This is a genomic window from Methanolobus zinderi, assembly GCF_013388255.1.
GTDB lineage: Archaea > Halobacteriota > Methanosarcinia > Methanosarcinales > Methanosarcinaceae > Methanolobus > Methanolobus zinderi.
Genome location: NZ_CP058215.1, coordinates 2,200,793 through 2,215,423, shown reverse-complemented (window position 1 = coordinate 2,215,423; position 14,631 = coordinate 2,200,793). Strand labels below are relative to the sequence as shown.

Here is a 14,631-nt window from a genome sequence, read left to right as displayed (position 1 = left end):
TAGTATCATCGAATAAAGTCATTTGAACTCAGTATATCGCATGATAGTAACCATTGTTTCTTGTAAGCTTTACGGGAAGCTCGAAAAGGTCTGAAAACTTATCTTCACTGAGAATATTTTCCTTTTTCCCGTCGGCAAATATCTTTCCTTCCTTCAACAGTACAATCCTGTCAATTTCGGGTATGATGTCATCTAGTTCGTGGGTTACAAGGACTATGCTCTTTCCGGCAGATGCGATCTTTCTTGTCAGCTCCCTGAATTGGTGATGGCTTTTCATGTCAAGGCTGTTTGTGGGCTCATCGAGTACCAGGATATGAGGATCGTGAACAAGAGCCCGTCCTATGAGCAATCTTCTGGCCTCCCCTGTTGACATCTCGGATATCAGTTTATCCGAAAGTCTAGTGATCTCGAGAAATTTCATCACTTCACGGACCGTAGCTACCATTTCCAGCGTAACCTTATGATTTGAATAGATGCCTATACTGCTGAAGAAACCGGAAAGTACAACCTCAAAACCACTTATGTCCCTGTTATACTCCTGCTGTAGGTCTCCTGAAACGATTCCCAGAAGGTCCCTGAGATCAAAGAGACTCCATTTGTCCTTTCCCAGTATTCGGAGTACCATATCTCTGCTGTCAGCCCTGGGGCGGTAATCACCTGTGATGACCTTTATCAGGGATGATTTGCCAGACCCGTTGGGTCCTATTATGGCTATGTTCTCACCTTTATTGATTTGCAGGTCTACAGAGTCCAGTATCTTCCGATCTTTTCTGGACACTGTTATATTCTTCATCTCGATGAGGGGTGTTTTTGAGTCTACTGCATTTTTTGTTGACGACATCTTCGGTCACACAGTCCAATTCAGAATTAGCTTGTTTTTCCCGTTTAACCTCATCAACACTAATAAAGTTTTGCAGAAATGTACGTCTGCCATCTGCTTTTTAGAAAAAAGTCGTTTTTTGATATGGTGCCCAAAAGAAAAACCAAGCTTTCAGGCGGATTGCTGTGATTGAATGAACTCAACAGTTACAACAGGATTCAGACCTGTATTCTCTTTCAGACGTTCATCAACCTGGGTGGCAACATCGGGAGGGATGTCCTGTCCTTCCCGGTAACCTATGATTATGGAAACCTCGGGAGGATAATTTAGCAAAAAGTCTGTAGGTGTGTAGTCAATTGTTGTATCGAGAAGGAGAACCCCCTGGTCAGCATAACCCGTTTCCTCATACATAGTCTCTATCTCCTGCTTCATCTCTTCTTGAAACAGTGTGCTCTGGTAAGAGGTATATGTGACCACTGCAAGCACAATAGAAAGTACAGCAATGGCAACCACAAGAACACCTACACGTACTATTACAGATATACGTGCACGACCAATCGCAGTTTTCTCCATAGGCCTGAAACCCGAGATCCAGAAAAGGACAAGTGCAGATACATTGATTGCAAGCAGGTTCACAAGTACGAGCACACCTGCGGTGAGTGTAACTCCAGTCAGGCCCCATGCAATTCCAAGTCCTGCGGTCGCTGCAGGCGGAACAAGTGCAACAGCAATAGCAACTCCTACGAGTGCTGATCCTGCACCACGCATGATACTGATACCACCTGCAAGTCCGGAACCAAGAGCAAGGAAAAGGGACAGGAAGTTAGGACTCGTACGCTCGGCGATCTGTGGTATAGTGCGAATATCAAGTCCAGGAGCTACAAGTGTGGTCTGCTGTACAATATATCCGATGATAGCGGCGGTTGCGATTGCAGCAAGAAGGCCGGTAACCTGTAATATCACTCCTCTTGATGCAAGTTTTCTGTAGTCAAGTACCGTTCCTACACTTGCAGAGATGGCCGGCCCCATAAGCGGGGCAACCACCATGGCTCCAATAATTGTCGCAGCCGAGTCGAGTAGCAGCCCTCCGGTAGCAATAACGGTGCTCAGGATAAGGAATGCAAAGAATGTCGAGGTAGCAGGTGCAAGTTCTTCAGCGCGCGCAATGAGTTCTTCCCTGGCGATCCGTTTGCCTGAGAAGCGCTTTTGCAACGCTCCGATCCTTTCAGAAACCACGAGCTCAGGAGAGAAAACTATTGCATAGGAGTCCTTGCTTATACCTGCATCTCGCAGTTTCTCCATTATAGGTTCAACACCTATCGGAGGGATCGGAAACTGCACAAGGGCTTCAAAATTTCCTCTTCCTGTTTCTTCCCATACCGCGTAATCGATTTCTTCTTCGTCAAGCACGGCCAGCACTGGCTCTCGTTTTCCATTTGGGATTAGTACTTGAACTACTCGCATTTATTACACCTTCTTAAGTTAATTTCAAAATTCACAGAAACACATGTCTGCTGTCATTTTTAGAAAAAGAATCGTTTTTACAGTACACCCGAAGAAAAAGCTAAAACTTTCAGGCAGCCTGTTGCGATTCGATGAATCCAACCCTTACGACGACATCCATCCCAATAGTATCCTTGAGACGATCATCGACCCTTTGGGCAATGTCGGGTGGTATGGTCTGCCCTGCCTGATAGCCTATCAGTACGGAAGCCGTGGGAGGATCACCCAGCAGAAGGTCTGCAGGTTCATACTCTACATTTGTACTTACAAGTATCACTCCCTCTTCAGCCCACCCGGATTCATCATACATGTTCTGTACTTCCTGTTGGATCTGTTCCTGGACCAGGGATGTTTCGTAGGTGGAATATGTGACAAGTGCGAGTACAATAGAAAGGATAGCAATGGCGATCAAAAGGATGACCGCACGTCCGATCACAGCTTTACGAGCACGACCGACTGCAGTTTCCTCCATGGGCCTGAACCCCGAGATCCAGAAAAGGGCAAGTGCGGATACATTGATAGCAAGCAGGTTTACCAGTACCAGTACAGATGCAGTAAGTGCCACTCCTGGCAGGCCCCAGGCAATCCCAAGTCCGGCGGTCGCCGCAGGTGGAACGAGTGCAACTGCAATTGCAACTCCTACCAGTGTTGATCCGGAACCGCGCATGATGCTTATGGCTCCGGCAAGTCCTGAACCAAGGGCAAGGAAAAGGGACAGGAAGTTCGGGCTTGTACGTTCGGCGACCTGGGGGATCTCACGGATATCCAGTCCGGCTGGTACAAGTATAGTCTGCTGAACGAGGTAACCGATGATCGCGGCGGTTGCGATTGCAGCCAGAAGGCCGGTAACCTGCAGTATAACGCCTCTGGATGCGAGCTTTCTTAAGTCAAGGATTGTTCCTACACTGGCGGACACTGCAGGTCCCATAAGCGGGGCAACTACCATGGCTCCGATAATTGTTGCGGCCGAGTCGAGAAGCAGTCCTCCGGTAGCAATAATAGTACTCAGAATAAGGAATGCAAAGAATGTCGAGGTGGCAGGTGCAAGATCTTCTGCACGCGCAATTAGCTCCTCCCTGGCAATACGTTTGCCCGAGTATTTTTTTTGCAATTTACCCAGGCGGGAAGAAACAACTGTCTCAGGAGAATAAACTACAGCATAGGTATCTTTGCTTATACCTGCCTCCAGCAGTTTCTCAAATATGGGTTCAACACCAATGGGAGGAATGGGGAACTGTACAAGGGCTTCAAAATCTCCTCTTCCTGTTTCTTCCCATACCGCATAATCGATTTCTTCTTCGTCAAGTACAGCCAGTACTGGCTCCCGTTTTCCATTTGGGATAAGCACCTGAACTATTCGCATAATTTATAATGACTTGCTGAAGATATAGTCCTGTATGAAACTTTATTAAGTAAGGTTTTTTCCGGTTTTAATTACCTGTATTGCAGGTATTTTCAAAAAAGTTATCTTTATGTGTCCGTTGAAGGGGCTGTGATGGGTATTGTAAAGCTGAACATACTTCCCTTCCCAATTTCGCTTTCAACACTGACGCTGCCACCATGCAGTTCTACTAGTTTTTTTACAATGGACAGCCCAAGACCTGTTCCCATGTACTGGCGCGATAGGGAACTCTCGAGCTGTCTGAAAGGCCTGAACATCTCTTTTAAGTTCTCCCGGGCGATTCCAATACCGCTATCCTGTATGGAAATAATGATCTCATTGTCAGAAGATCTTGCAAAAATGCTTACAATCCCGTACTCGGGAGTGAATTTGATGGCATTGCTTAGCAGATTATAGATGATCTGTTTTATCTTCAGTTTATCAGCGAATAATTGGATATACTCAGGCTTTTCCACATGGAATTCGATGTGTTTTTTCTTGGCAAGATGGCCCATAAGATTCTCAACATCGTCGAACATTTCTCCGATTGTGAAATTCTCGGGCTCAAGCTCCATTTTTCCACTTTCAATCTTTGCAATGTCGAGTATATTGTTTATCAGCGTAAGAAGATATTTTCCGCTCTCTGATACGTTTTTAACATACCTGCTCTGTTTCTCTTCCAGATGCCCCGCATGTCCCTCCATGAGCATGTCCGAAAAACCAATTATGGAATTAAGTGGTGTGCGCAGTTCATGGCTCATATTGGCAAGGAACTCGCTCTTAATCCTGCTAGCCGTCTCAGCCTCAATCTTTGCATTGAACATGGCTTCTTCTGCTATTTTCTGTTCGGTTATATCTCTTATTACGGCCTGGGCAAGATTACTATATCCTTCGAGGATTGTAGCGTCGATTTTGACAAATATAATACTGCCATTTGCTGTGAGGTATTCTGTTTCCCCGCTAAAAGAACCCTCCATCCTGAATTTTTTCAGAACATTTACTCCTTCTATCCGCTCATCCGGAGTCTGAAGGTCAAGGACCGACATGTTCAGGAGTTGTTCTCTGGTATATCCTGTCATTTCACAGACTCTATTATTTGTATCAACTATCCGGCCATCCAGCGTGTTCAGGATAATGCCATCATTTGACTGTTCAAAAAGGGATCTGTATTTCTTTTCATTTTTTGTGATCTGCTCTTCAGCATTCTTTCGCTCTGTGATATTTGTGGAGTTTCCGAATACCCGTAAAGTTCCATCCTGCAACACGTGTGCTGTCCCATTCGAATTGACCCAGACTATTTCGCCGCTGCTTGTAACAAGTCGGTAATCAGCGTTAAAGAAAACTCCTGGGTTTTGAAAACCCTTCTGGAACGTATCATGGATATTCTGCATGTCATCGGGATGCACATGTGAAAAATATTTGTCCCAATCATTTCCAATAGAGCCCGTAGGCAGTTGAAGTATACTATCAGCTGAAGAGGAGATGTAGGTTCTTGTAAAATTACCTTCTCTGTCAACATCCGCCTTCCATATGATTGCATCAATGGCGTCTATAACCTCTTCATATTCTTTTTCTTTTTCGAGTAGCAGACTTTCTGCGTGCTTACGCTCAAGAAGACTGGTTATCATTTCTCCTACAAGCTTTGACAAATTGAATATATCATCATCCCATTTCTTGGGACCTGTTATTGAGTCTAGACCAATGAAGCCTTTAAATGATCCTCTTAAGGAGAGAGGTATTAAAACAGCCGAAGTAATATTTACCTCTTTTAGAGATTTTTTAAGTGTATCTTCTTCAGGTAGTTCCTCAACATCATAAATACTGACAATATCCAGGTTTTCAAGTTGTTTTGATACAAACTTTTCTTTCGGGATTCTTTCATTTATCTTTATGAACGAATGTACATTATCAGAATGCCATTCATGTGTCTTTGTAACGTATTTGCCGTCTTCTGTTATTGAGAAAAGTACTGCACGTTCGGCATCCAGGAATCTTGCCATTTGTTCCAGAGCCGTTTTAATCTCTTTATCGATGTCCTTAAATGTACTATTTATGAACTTACTGGATATCTGTGAAATAAGTCTTTCTTTCAGATCCTTTTGTTCAAGCTGTTTTTCGGTTTTGACAACTTCCGTTGCATCCTCGATTATGGCATGGCATCCGGCAATATTGCCTTCATCGGTTTTATATGGGACAATTTTTATGCGTAAAAAAAGATTCTTTCCCCACCGGGAATTGTAAAATGTCTCGATTGAAGTGGTCTCTCCGTTTTTTAATGTCTGCCTGATAGTTCCGGATATACCGGAGGATACAAGCGGAGGAAAGCTGAGCATATTGATCTTTTTGGTTGCTTCTGCTGAAGGTGAACCTAAAATATCCAGAAGAAATCTGTTCACTTCCAGAATATTGCCCTGTTTATCAAATGAGATCACCCCTACAGGCAGCTCGTCCAGAAGTTTTCCGGAGTTTTCCATTTTTTCCTCTGGCTTAATAGGCGGGATTTTTTCGTATTGTGTGGAAGCCATGCAAAACTCCTCATGATTTATGCGTTTTTGGGAAGAAACAGCTTTTTTTATGCTGCAATATTTAGCATATTTAAATTAGTATATAGACATATTTATAATTAAGTATATCAACTCTATCGTCTCAGAATTTATTAAAGCAAATGATTAGTTGAATAAAGAAATAGTGTGAATACAGCAGTGTGGATTCTGCTGCATCCTTATTTTAGTATATAGTTCAGATCATATCCCAGTGTGGGATATGAATATACAGTGGATTTGAGTTGTGTTGCCGTAATATCATATTTCATGGCAACTGCAAATATGTTGATCAGCTCTTCAGCCTCTGGACCAAGAATGTGGGCTCCGAGTATCCTGTCAGTTTCTTCATCGATGATTACCTTTGATGCTGCATATCCCAGATTTATTCTTTTTGCTGAATACCATTCACTCATATCATGGAAGAGTACTTTATGCCTGTCCGATGACCTGTTTTCCGTGATCCCTACCCCTGCAAGGGGAGGTATAGTAAACACAGTCGAGGGTATGACGCTGTAATCTGCAGTGTACTTGTTGCCTTCGATCATATTGCTTGCTGCCACATCTCCCTGCATGCTTACAACAGGGGTCAACATGGGTCCCGGCTGTATGCAGTCACCTGCTGCGTAAACTCCGGGGTTTGAGACACTCTGGAGGTATTCGTTCAGCTTTATGTTTCCCCTGTCGTCTGTTTCCACACCGCCTTTTCCAAGATGAAGTTCTTCCAGGGCGGGAACCCTTCCCAGTCCGTGTACTACCATGTCTGCTGAAAAAGTATCTTCTTTTCCACCCTCTGTGCAGCAGCCTGTTACTTTGAAACCATCGCCCATCTTCTCTATTCTTTCAAGGCTTCGACCGGTGATCACCCGGATGCCAGCGTCCTCGGATGCTTTTATAAGCATATCCACCAGGTCCGGATCAAAATTCTTCAAGACACGATCTCCCCTTTGCAATATAGTTACCTGTGATCCGCACCTTGCAGCAACGTGGGCAAATTCAAAGGAGATGTAGCCTCCGCCTGCAAATATTATCTTTTCCGGGATATCTTCCAGTTCCATGAATTCTTCACTTGTTACCAGATACTCCTCACCGGCTATGTTGAGCTCACGGGGCTTTGATCCGGTGGTAATAACTATTTGATCTGCCTGTATTCTCTGATCATTGACCACTAAAGTGGATTCATCCTCAAAGCTCACCACCCCATGATAGGTGTCGATACCGGAATCCCTGAAGTTTTGTTCATGACGATCTGGATGGGGTTGCGTGAAGGTTCTTTTAAAATCTATAAGTTCTTTCCATTTCACAGTATTTCTTGTATCACCGGTGCCTTTTCCCAGCATTCTGTTGTGTGCATCAACAATGCTGGCTGCACCGTAGAGGACCTTTTTTGGGATGCAACCCCTCAGAGCGCAGGTCCCTCCGTAGGCCCTGCAATCGGCGACCGCTACTTTTTTGCCTGCATCCAGTAACTTATATGCAAAAGTGGTTCCTGAGGCACCGGTACCGATTACAAAAGCATCATATTTTTCTGTCATATCACTCACCCGGAAAAACTTAATTTCTATTATTATTTAGCATTACCTGAAATAGCATTAAAATAATCAAAAAAGAACTGAAATAAGACTTATGCATTATTTATCATTCATATTTTATTATTGTATTCGTTGCCTTTAGATCTCTATTTTCTCTTTTCAGGATTGGGTTTATATAAAATAGGGTGATACTACAGGTATAGTTCGATTGATCAATGATTTAACAAAGAATTACTCTACTTTTGTGTGTTTCTTTTTTACAATTAATTGGACAGTTAGAGTTAATCGTATCGGAATGAAGATCTGGTATAATCAGGTAAACAAGTCATGCGAAGATTCTCGGTCCCGATATCATTCGGGGGAACTAAATAAAATTTAAGGAGAAATTAATAATGGGATACGATAACAGAGGCGGAAAAGGTAGAGGCGGCGGCTTCAGATCCAGTGGTCCAAGAGAGATGCACAAGGCAACATGCTCAGACTGCAAACAGGAAACAGAAGTACCGTTCAAACCAGATGGTGACAGACCTGTTTACTGCAGGGAGTGTTTCCAGAAACACAAACCTTCAAGATATTAATTTAATTGAAGTATTATCTTCAATGAACTTTTAAAGGCAGGCGACTTACGGAAAACTCATATTTTACGGCAATCTTCTGCCAATTCTCTCTTTTTCCAAAATAAATTAGCGTAAGCCAGATGGAGGCATTTTAATATGAAAATTGAAAAAGTACTGTGTCCGGCCTGTGGTTCTCAAATAATTTCTACTATACCACTGGGTCAGTGCATTGTTTGTGTTTCGACAGTTTCCGGTAAGCCGGGTGACTTTGGAGCAACATTCAAGTCCTCGTCAAGATGTACGAGCTGCCAGAAAAGTTTTGCATGCTATACACGAAATGTCTGAACAGGCAGATAAAAAACAATCATTTATTTGAGTGAATTTCCTTTACTCTTCCGACACAGCCATCTTCCAGTTGCACTTTTATGCCATGTGGGTGGGATGGGGATTTTGTCAGTATCCTTTTGACAACACCCCGGGTTATTTTCCCGCTTTTCTGGTCCTGTTTTAGGACGATGCCTACGTTTAATCCTATCTTGATATTTTCTCTGGTTTTGCCTGGATTCATGGCGCAAGGTAGGTTTGTGTATATATAAGGCTATTCATATATGAGAATATCAGGTCTGGTTATGAAGTGACAGGGGCTGCTGTTTCATGGCTGCGTCGGCTGCGCATGAATATTTTGATCACCTCATCAACGAGCAACAAACCGATAGCTACAGAAATGCAGATCAGCCACTGTCCCTCTCTCAATGGAACCAGTCCCAGAATGCGCTGCAGGAAGTCAAGTTCTGTTGCCAGGATGGTAATCAACAAAGCCGCTCCATATAGCTGTACCTGGGTCCTGTCATGAATAATATCCCGATTGAATGCGGTTTCTGTCTCGCTGCGGGAACTGAGCCCTCTGGATATGCTGAGAAGGGAAAAAGCCACAAAGCCCACGCTTGCTGCAGTAGCTGTGCTGCTTGTCTCGTAGATTGCTTCCAGATATACAGTGGCCACTGCCATCAGGATTCCCAGGAAGGTGATGCGTATCCACTGCGAAGTTGACAAGAGAGGTTGTTTCAACGGTCTGGGTTTCTTTTCCATCAGGCCTGTGGCCCGTTCATCTAATCCAAGTGCTATAGCCACCGGGACAGATATCAGGAAGTTCAGGAACAGGACTACAAGTGCTGAAAATGGAGTTCCATTGAGTACGAAAAAGAACGCAGCCAGCAGGTAGCAGGTAATGTAGGCTACCAGTTGTCCCATCTGGAAGCGAACGAAGTTGAACAGGTTGTTATAGATCTGACGCCCATATTCCACTGCCTTGACAATGGTGGCAAAGTTATCGTCGGTAAGGATCATAACAGCCGCATCTTTGGAGACCTCGGTACCTGTGATGCCCATGGCTACTCCTATGTCGGCCTTCTTGAGTGCCGGTGCGTCATTGACCCCGTCGCCTGTCATTGACACTATGTTCTCATTCTGCTGGAGCAGAGTCACCAGTCTTATCTTGTCCTCTGGTGTCACCCGTGCAACCACACCGATCTGGTCAAGTTGTGACTTCAACTTCTCATCAGGAATAGCAGCAAATTGGGCTCCTGTGAGTGCATTGCCTTTAATACCCAGTTCATCACCAATGGCGGCAGCCGTCACTGCATGATCACCGGTGATCATGCGCACCTGTATGCCGGCGTTATGGCATTTGGCGATGGCATCTTTTGCCTCGGCACGTGGCGGATCGACAATACCGACCATTGCAAGAAGTGTCAGGTCAGTTATAAGGTCAAGGAGATTTCCTTTGGGATTAAAGGTCTCCGGATCGAAGTCACGACGTGCAATAACCATTACACGTTCACCTGATTCAGCCATACGTTTGTTCTCTTTAAGTGCTACAGCCTTCCCCTCTTCATTGATCGGCTCCACGTCTCCTCCCGGCATCCAGAAGGAACCTGCACGTGCGATCAACACGTCCGGCGCACCCTTTACACAGCAGCGTACAACAGGCTCCCCTTGGGCGTTTGTCATGTTGTGGAAGGTTGCCATGAACTTGTATTCTGCATCGAAAGGAACCTCTGCAACACGTGGATAGCGTTGCCTGACTCCCTCAAGATCAATGCCTCCCTTGGCTGCCAGCACTATCAGTGCGCCTTCTGTAGGATCGCCGATAAGTTCTTCACCATCCAGCCGGGCATCTGCGCACAGGGCCATGGGCAACAGGACATCATCGAGATCGACCTTAATACCACCATCGTTGAGGAGTTGTCCCTGTATGCTGTATCCTTCTCCTGTAACCTTATAGTGATTCTTGCCCGGCACTGAGAATTCGCGTGCAGTCATTTTGTTGAGTGTCAGTGTACCGGTCTTGTCAGTGCAGATGGCTGAAACGGAACCAAGGGTCTCCACCGATGGCAACCGCTTAACGATAGCGTTTTGGGCTGCCAGCGCCCGTGTGCCCGTGGAATACATGGTGGTAACCACTGCAGGAAGACCGGTAGGGATTGCAGCGATAGCAAGTGCCACGCCGGAGATAAATATAGTATCAATAGGTTGACCGTTGTTCAGTCCCAAAATGACCATAAGAATAAATGCAATACCCGCCAGTCCTGCAATGATCATCGTGAGCCTGTCAAGCTGTTTTTGTAGAGGAGTCTTATCTGCCTTTGTCTTGTTTAGCAGGTCCGCAATATGACCCATCTGGGTACCCATGCCGGTAGTAGTGACAATCATCTCGCCCCGGCCTCGGGTGACTGATGTGTTCATATAGGCCATGTTGTGCCGGTCACCAAGTGACACCCCGTCCGTATCGATAGAATCGCTATTCTTCGGCGAGGCAACACTCTCTCCTGTGAGGGCAGCTTCCTCTACCTCCAGCGTGGCTGTCAGGAACAGCCTTCCATCAGCAGGAACAACATCTCCTGCCTCCATAAGTACAATATCTCCTGGCACCACCTGTGAGATATCAACCTCCTGCACTTCACCACCACGGCGCAAGCGGGCATTGACCTTCATCGTTCCGGCCAGAGCAGCCAGGCTGGCCGTGGCCTTTGCTTCCCCGCGCAGGCTTAACATAGCATTAAAAACAGTCAGACCGACAAGTGCCAGCGTGGTTTTCAGGTCGCCGGTGAATATCTGGTTGACAATAGCCGCCGAAAGCAGGACTATTTGCATGAGGTCCTTATACTGCCGCAGGAATGCACGCCAACCCGGCTCTTTTTTCTTATCCTCCAGATGGTTTTGGCCATACAGTTTCAAACGTTCCTTAGCTTCTGCTTCACTCAGACCCCTTGAAGGATCGACCTGGAGCCGTTTGGCAACTTCTTCTGTATCAAGCGTATACCATTTGATTTCCGATTCTTTCCGGGCAGAACCCGAAAGGTCAGTATGATCTGATCTGGATGACATATTCCTACTCCCTTTGTTTGAAAGGCGTGGGGTCTTCGGAGTCCATGCTTGCGGGTTTATGCTCGAGCCGTCTATTTCTTCTTCCTGGAAGCAGCAGTCTTTGCTCTGGCCTTCCGGACAGCTTTATCATCCGGATCTCCGCTTTCATTCTCAAGTTCTTCTTTAGCTGCAAGCAAAGCTTGCTTCTGCTGCTCGCTGACAACAGGATACGTCAGGTTGAGTTTATCCATTGTGTTGTATATCACCGCGGCTACCGCCAGTCGCGTGAACCACTTGTGATCGGCAGGCACTACATACCAGGGTGCCCACTCGGTACTTGTATGATTGAACATGTCTTCGTAGGCGGCGATATATTCGTCCCATCTTGCTCTTTCTTTCATATCCGCCGTAGAAAACTTCCAGTTCTTTTCCGGCAGCAGTGCCCTTTCCAGAAAACGCTCTCTCTGCTTCTCTTTGGAAACGTACAGGAAGAACTTGAGAACTATAATGCCGTTGTCCACAAGGTATTTTTCAAAGTTGTTTATCTCCTCGAAACGCCGTTTCCAGATATGTTTGTCTTTCAGAATGGGAGGTAGCTTCTGGCTTGCGAGGAATTCGGGATGCACACGCACGACAAGTACTTCCTCATAGTAGGAACGGTTGAAGATACCTATACGGCCGCGGGCAGGAAGCGCTTTGAAGTTGCGCCACAAGTAATCGTGGTCCAGTTCTTCTCCGGAGGGAGTTTTGAAACTGTGGACATCGACTCCTTGCGGATTGATTCCCGACATTACGTGTTTTATGGTGCTGTCCTTTCCGGCTGCATCAAGGGCCTGAAGTACTATGAGCAGGGCATACTGGTCCTGAGCATAGAGCTTGTTCTGCATCTCTGCCAATAGCCGGATTCCCCTGACAAGAGTTTCCTTTGCCTCTTTCTTTTTCATCCACTTACCTGTGAAGCCAGGATCGTAGTCCTTCTCCAGATCTATCTTTTCGTCCGGCGGGACCCTCATGATGTCCATCACTGCTTTTATTCTGTCTTCCATTTCTTCAGGTATGGTTGTCATTGTCTGCCACCTTCATTTGTTTCCCGGACGGCTATGCCACTCTTTATGTCCCACGTTAGATTATCAATAATTAAATCGAACCTGCGAGTATAGATAAATAAAAGAAATAATTAGAAGAAACTTTGTTATGAAAATTCCAACCTGCACAGAAGATTTTTTGAATTATAAAGGCTAAAAAAACAAAAATTCATCCAAATACCTGTCAGCATTGAAATGCTGGAGAAATAAAGAAAGGAGGCAGGGTTGACGGACAGGTACAGGTCCGCCAACCATGTGTCTTATATTATACTGATACAATCAGGCATATTCCCTGATTGCGGTTATATGTGTAGGTTTCAGACGCCTGGAATCTGTACTGTACCGTCGAAGTTGTTGTTCTCAAATATGAGGTTGCTACCACTGGATATGATTTCCAGTCCCTGGGTTGCACCTGATATTGGCTTCACGTTGGCTATGCTGTTGCTTCTTACGATCACGTTGTCGGTGTTCTCGAGGTTGATTCCTGTTCCACCGACTCCTGATATGTCGTTGTTCTCAACGATAGCCTTTTCCACGCTCTGAAGAACGATTGCACCATCATCTGCAATAAGCCAGTTGTTGACATCACGGATGGTGTTGTCAGAGACGATCACTCTTTGTATAGGTGCAAGGACAGTTCCTCCGTGTCCGCCTATGACATAGATACCGGAGTCCTGCTTCTGACCGTTGGTGTAGCCCTGGATATAGTTGCCTGTGATCTTCACACCGTGCAGGGTTTCAGGGTAGCTTCCGTCACTGGTACTGTGGGATACTGCAATTGGTATCTTTACATCGGTTATATTGTTGTCTTCGATGTAGATATTCTTGGATCCGTGACTGTCGATGCCTTCCCATACGGGGTTGTTCTCGATGGTATTCTTCCTGATGTAGATATTCTCGGAATATTTGTATGCGCTACTTCCCTTGGCAACTGCAACACCATATGAGTTCACGTTGATCTTCTTGGTGTTGATATCCTTGAAGAGGTTGTTATCAACGTAGATGTTGCTTGCCTGCTTGCCTATCATAACACCGGCATAGCCGAAGTAAGTGAAGTCGTTGTCCTTTATGGTTATCTCTTCGTTCCACTGGGACGGTGAGTTGACATCAAGGTATACTCCGTAGCTTCTGAAGTTTGTGAACGTATTGTCTTCGACAAGACAGTTGTTACTGTTCTCAAATTCAATGAGCCCGATTCCGCCTGCAACAGACAGGTATGACTGGTCAGGGTTGCTGAATTCGAACCCTCTTATTGTAACATTGTTAGCATTTTGTATATTGAAGATGCTGTATCCTTTGAGTACCGCATCGTTTCCTTCCAGGGTTATATTGGATTTAAGTCCGATCACCGAACTGACCATATATGTTCCCGGATTGAAGAGGATGGTACCTTCATCAACAGCATTCACTGCAGCCTTTATGGCTTCTACGTCATTATTTCCTTCGAAAATGAGCTCTCCTTCACTTGTGTGAACGAGTGTCGTGGTGGCGTCTTTGGAAATGCTTACTGTGTAGTTAGTTTCTTCATCGGTGGTGGTGTCGGCCGCTGAAGCAATTGCCGTCCCGAGGCTTAAACCAAGGAACAGGCATACCATTAAAAGGCCTGTAGTTTTTCTTTTTTGAACCATTTTTTAATCTCTCAACGATTGAGTTCTTATAGCCGTTTTTCGATTATTCAGGTCTTGCTGCCAAAAATACAGTTATGGGTCAATATTGGCTATTTAAGGGAGACCTGTATGGAGATTTGGGGAAATCATCCGTCCCGCCGTTAAAGAGTCAACACAATGTAACTATATTTTGTGACATGCTCCTCGATAATATACTTTAAAGTATATATAAGATTGCAG

Annotated in this window: 10 protein-coding genes; 1 reads left to right on the top strand and 9 read right to left on the bottom strand. The window is 45.2% G+C overall.

What is annotated here, in order from left to right:
* Positions 1-28 precede the first annotated feature (28 nt).
* From HWN40_RS10865 to HWN40_RS10845, 5 genes are all read right to left on the bottom strand, one after another.
* On the bottom strand, positions 29-841 hold the full coding sequence (locus tag HWN40_RS10865) for an ABC transporter ATP-binding protein (protein WP_176965749.1): 813 nt from the start codon (positions 839-841) through the stop codon (positions 29-31).
* A gap of 150 nt (positions 842-991) precedes the next feature.
* On the bottom strand, positions 992-2,284 hold the full coding sequence (locus HWN40_RS10860; RefSeq protein ID WP_176965748.1) for a TIGR00341 family protein: 1,293 nt from the start codon (positions 2,282-2,284) through the stop codon (positions 992-994).
* Between the two features lie 109 nt (positions 2,285-2,393).
* Positions 2,394-3,686: a TIGR00341 family protein gene (locus tag HWN40_RS10855; protein ID WP_176965747.1), complete on the bottom strand. Its 1,293-nt coding sequence runs from the start codon at positions 3,684-3,686 to the stop codon at positions 2,394-2,396.
* 107 nt (positions 3,687-3,793) lie between these two features.
* The gene (locus HWN40_RS10850) at positions 3,794-6,229 is read right to left on the bottom strand and encodes a PAS domain S-box protein (protein ID WP_176965746.1); all 2,436 of its coding nucleotides are present in this window, start codon (positions 6,227-6,229) and stop codon (positions 3,794-3,796) included.
* A 197-nt stretch (positions 6,230-6,426) separates the two neighbouring features.
* Positions 6,427-7,779 carry a dihydrolipoyl dehydrogenase family protein gene (locus tag HWN40_RS10845; RefSeq protein ID WP_176965745.1) on the bottom strand — a complete coding sequence of 451 codons (1,353 nt, stop codon included), beginning with the start codon at positions 7,777-7,779 and terminating at the stop codon, positions 6,427-6,429.
* A 389-nt stretch (positions 7,780-8,168) separates the two neighbouring features.
* Between HWN40_RS10845 and HWN40_RS10840 the strand changes: the two genes are divergently transcribed.
* Positions 8,169-8,354 (top strand): CxxC-x17-CxxC domain-containing protein, encoded by a 186-nt coding sequence (locus tag HWN40_RS10840; protein ID WP_176965744.1) that lies wholly within the window; start codon positions 8,169-8,171, stop codon positions 8,352-8,354.
* A 343-nt stretch (positions 8,355-8,697) separates the two neighbouring features.
* Here the strand turns inward: HWN40_RS10840 and HWN40_RS10835 are convergent, their stop codons facing one another.
* The 4 genes from HWN40_RS10835 to HWN40_RS10820 form a co-directional block, all read right to left on the bottom strand.
* Complete coding sequence (locus tag HWN40_RS10835; RefSeq protein WP_176965743.1) at positions 8,698-8,901, bottom strand: YwbE family protein; 204 nt, start codon at positions 8,899-8,901, stop codon at positions 8,698-8,700.
* Between the two features lie 59 nt (positions 8,902-8,960).
* Positions 8,961-11,720, bottom strand: a complete 2,760-nt coding sequence (locus HWN40_RS10830) for a cation-translocating P-type ATPase (protein ID WP_176965742.1) — start codon at positions 11,718-11,720, stop codon at positions 8,961-8,963.
* A gap of 71 nt (positions 11,721-11,791) precedes the next feature.
* Entirely contained in the window at positions 11,792-12,766 is a 975-nt protein-coding gene (locus tag HWN40_RS10825; protein WP_218165470.1) for a polyphosphate kinase 2 family protein, read from the bottom strand.
* 335 nt (positions 12,767-13,101) lie between these two features.
* Complete coding sequence (locus tag HWN40_RS10820; protein WP_176965741.1) at positions 13,102-14,412, bottom strand: right-handed parallel beta-helix repeat-containing protein; 1,311 nt, start codon at positions 14,410-14,412, stop codon at positions 13,102-13,104.
* Between the last annotated feature and the right edge of the window lie 219 nt (positions 14,413-14,631).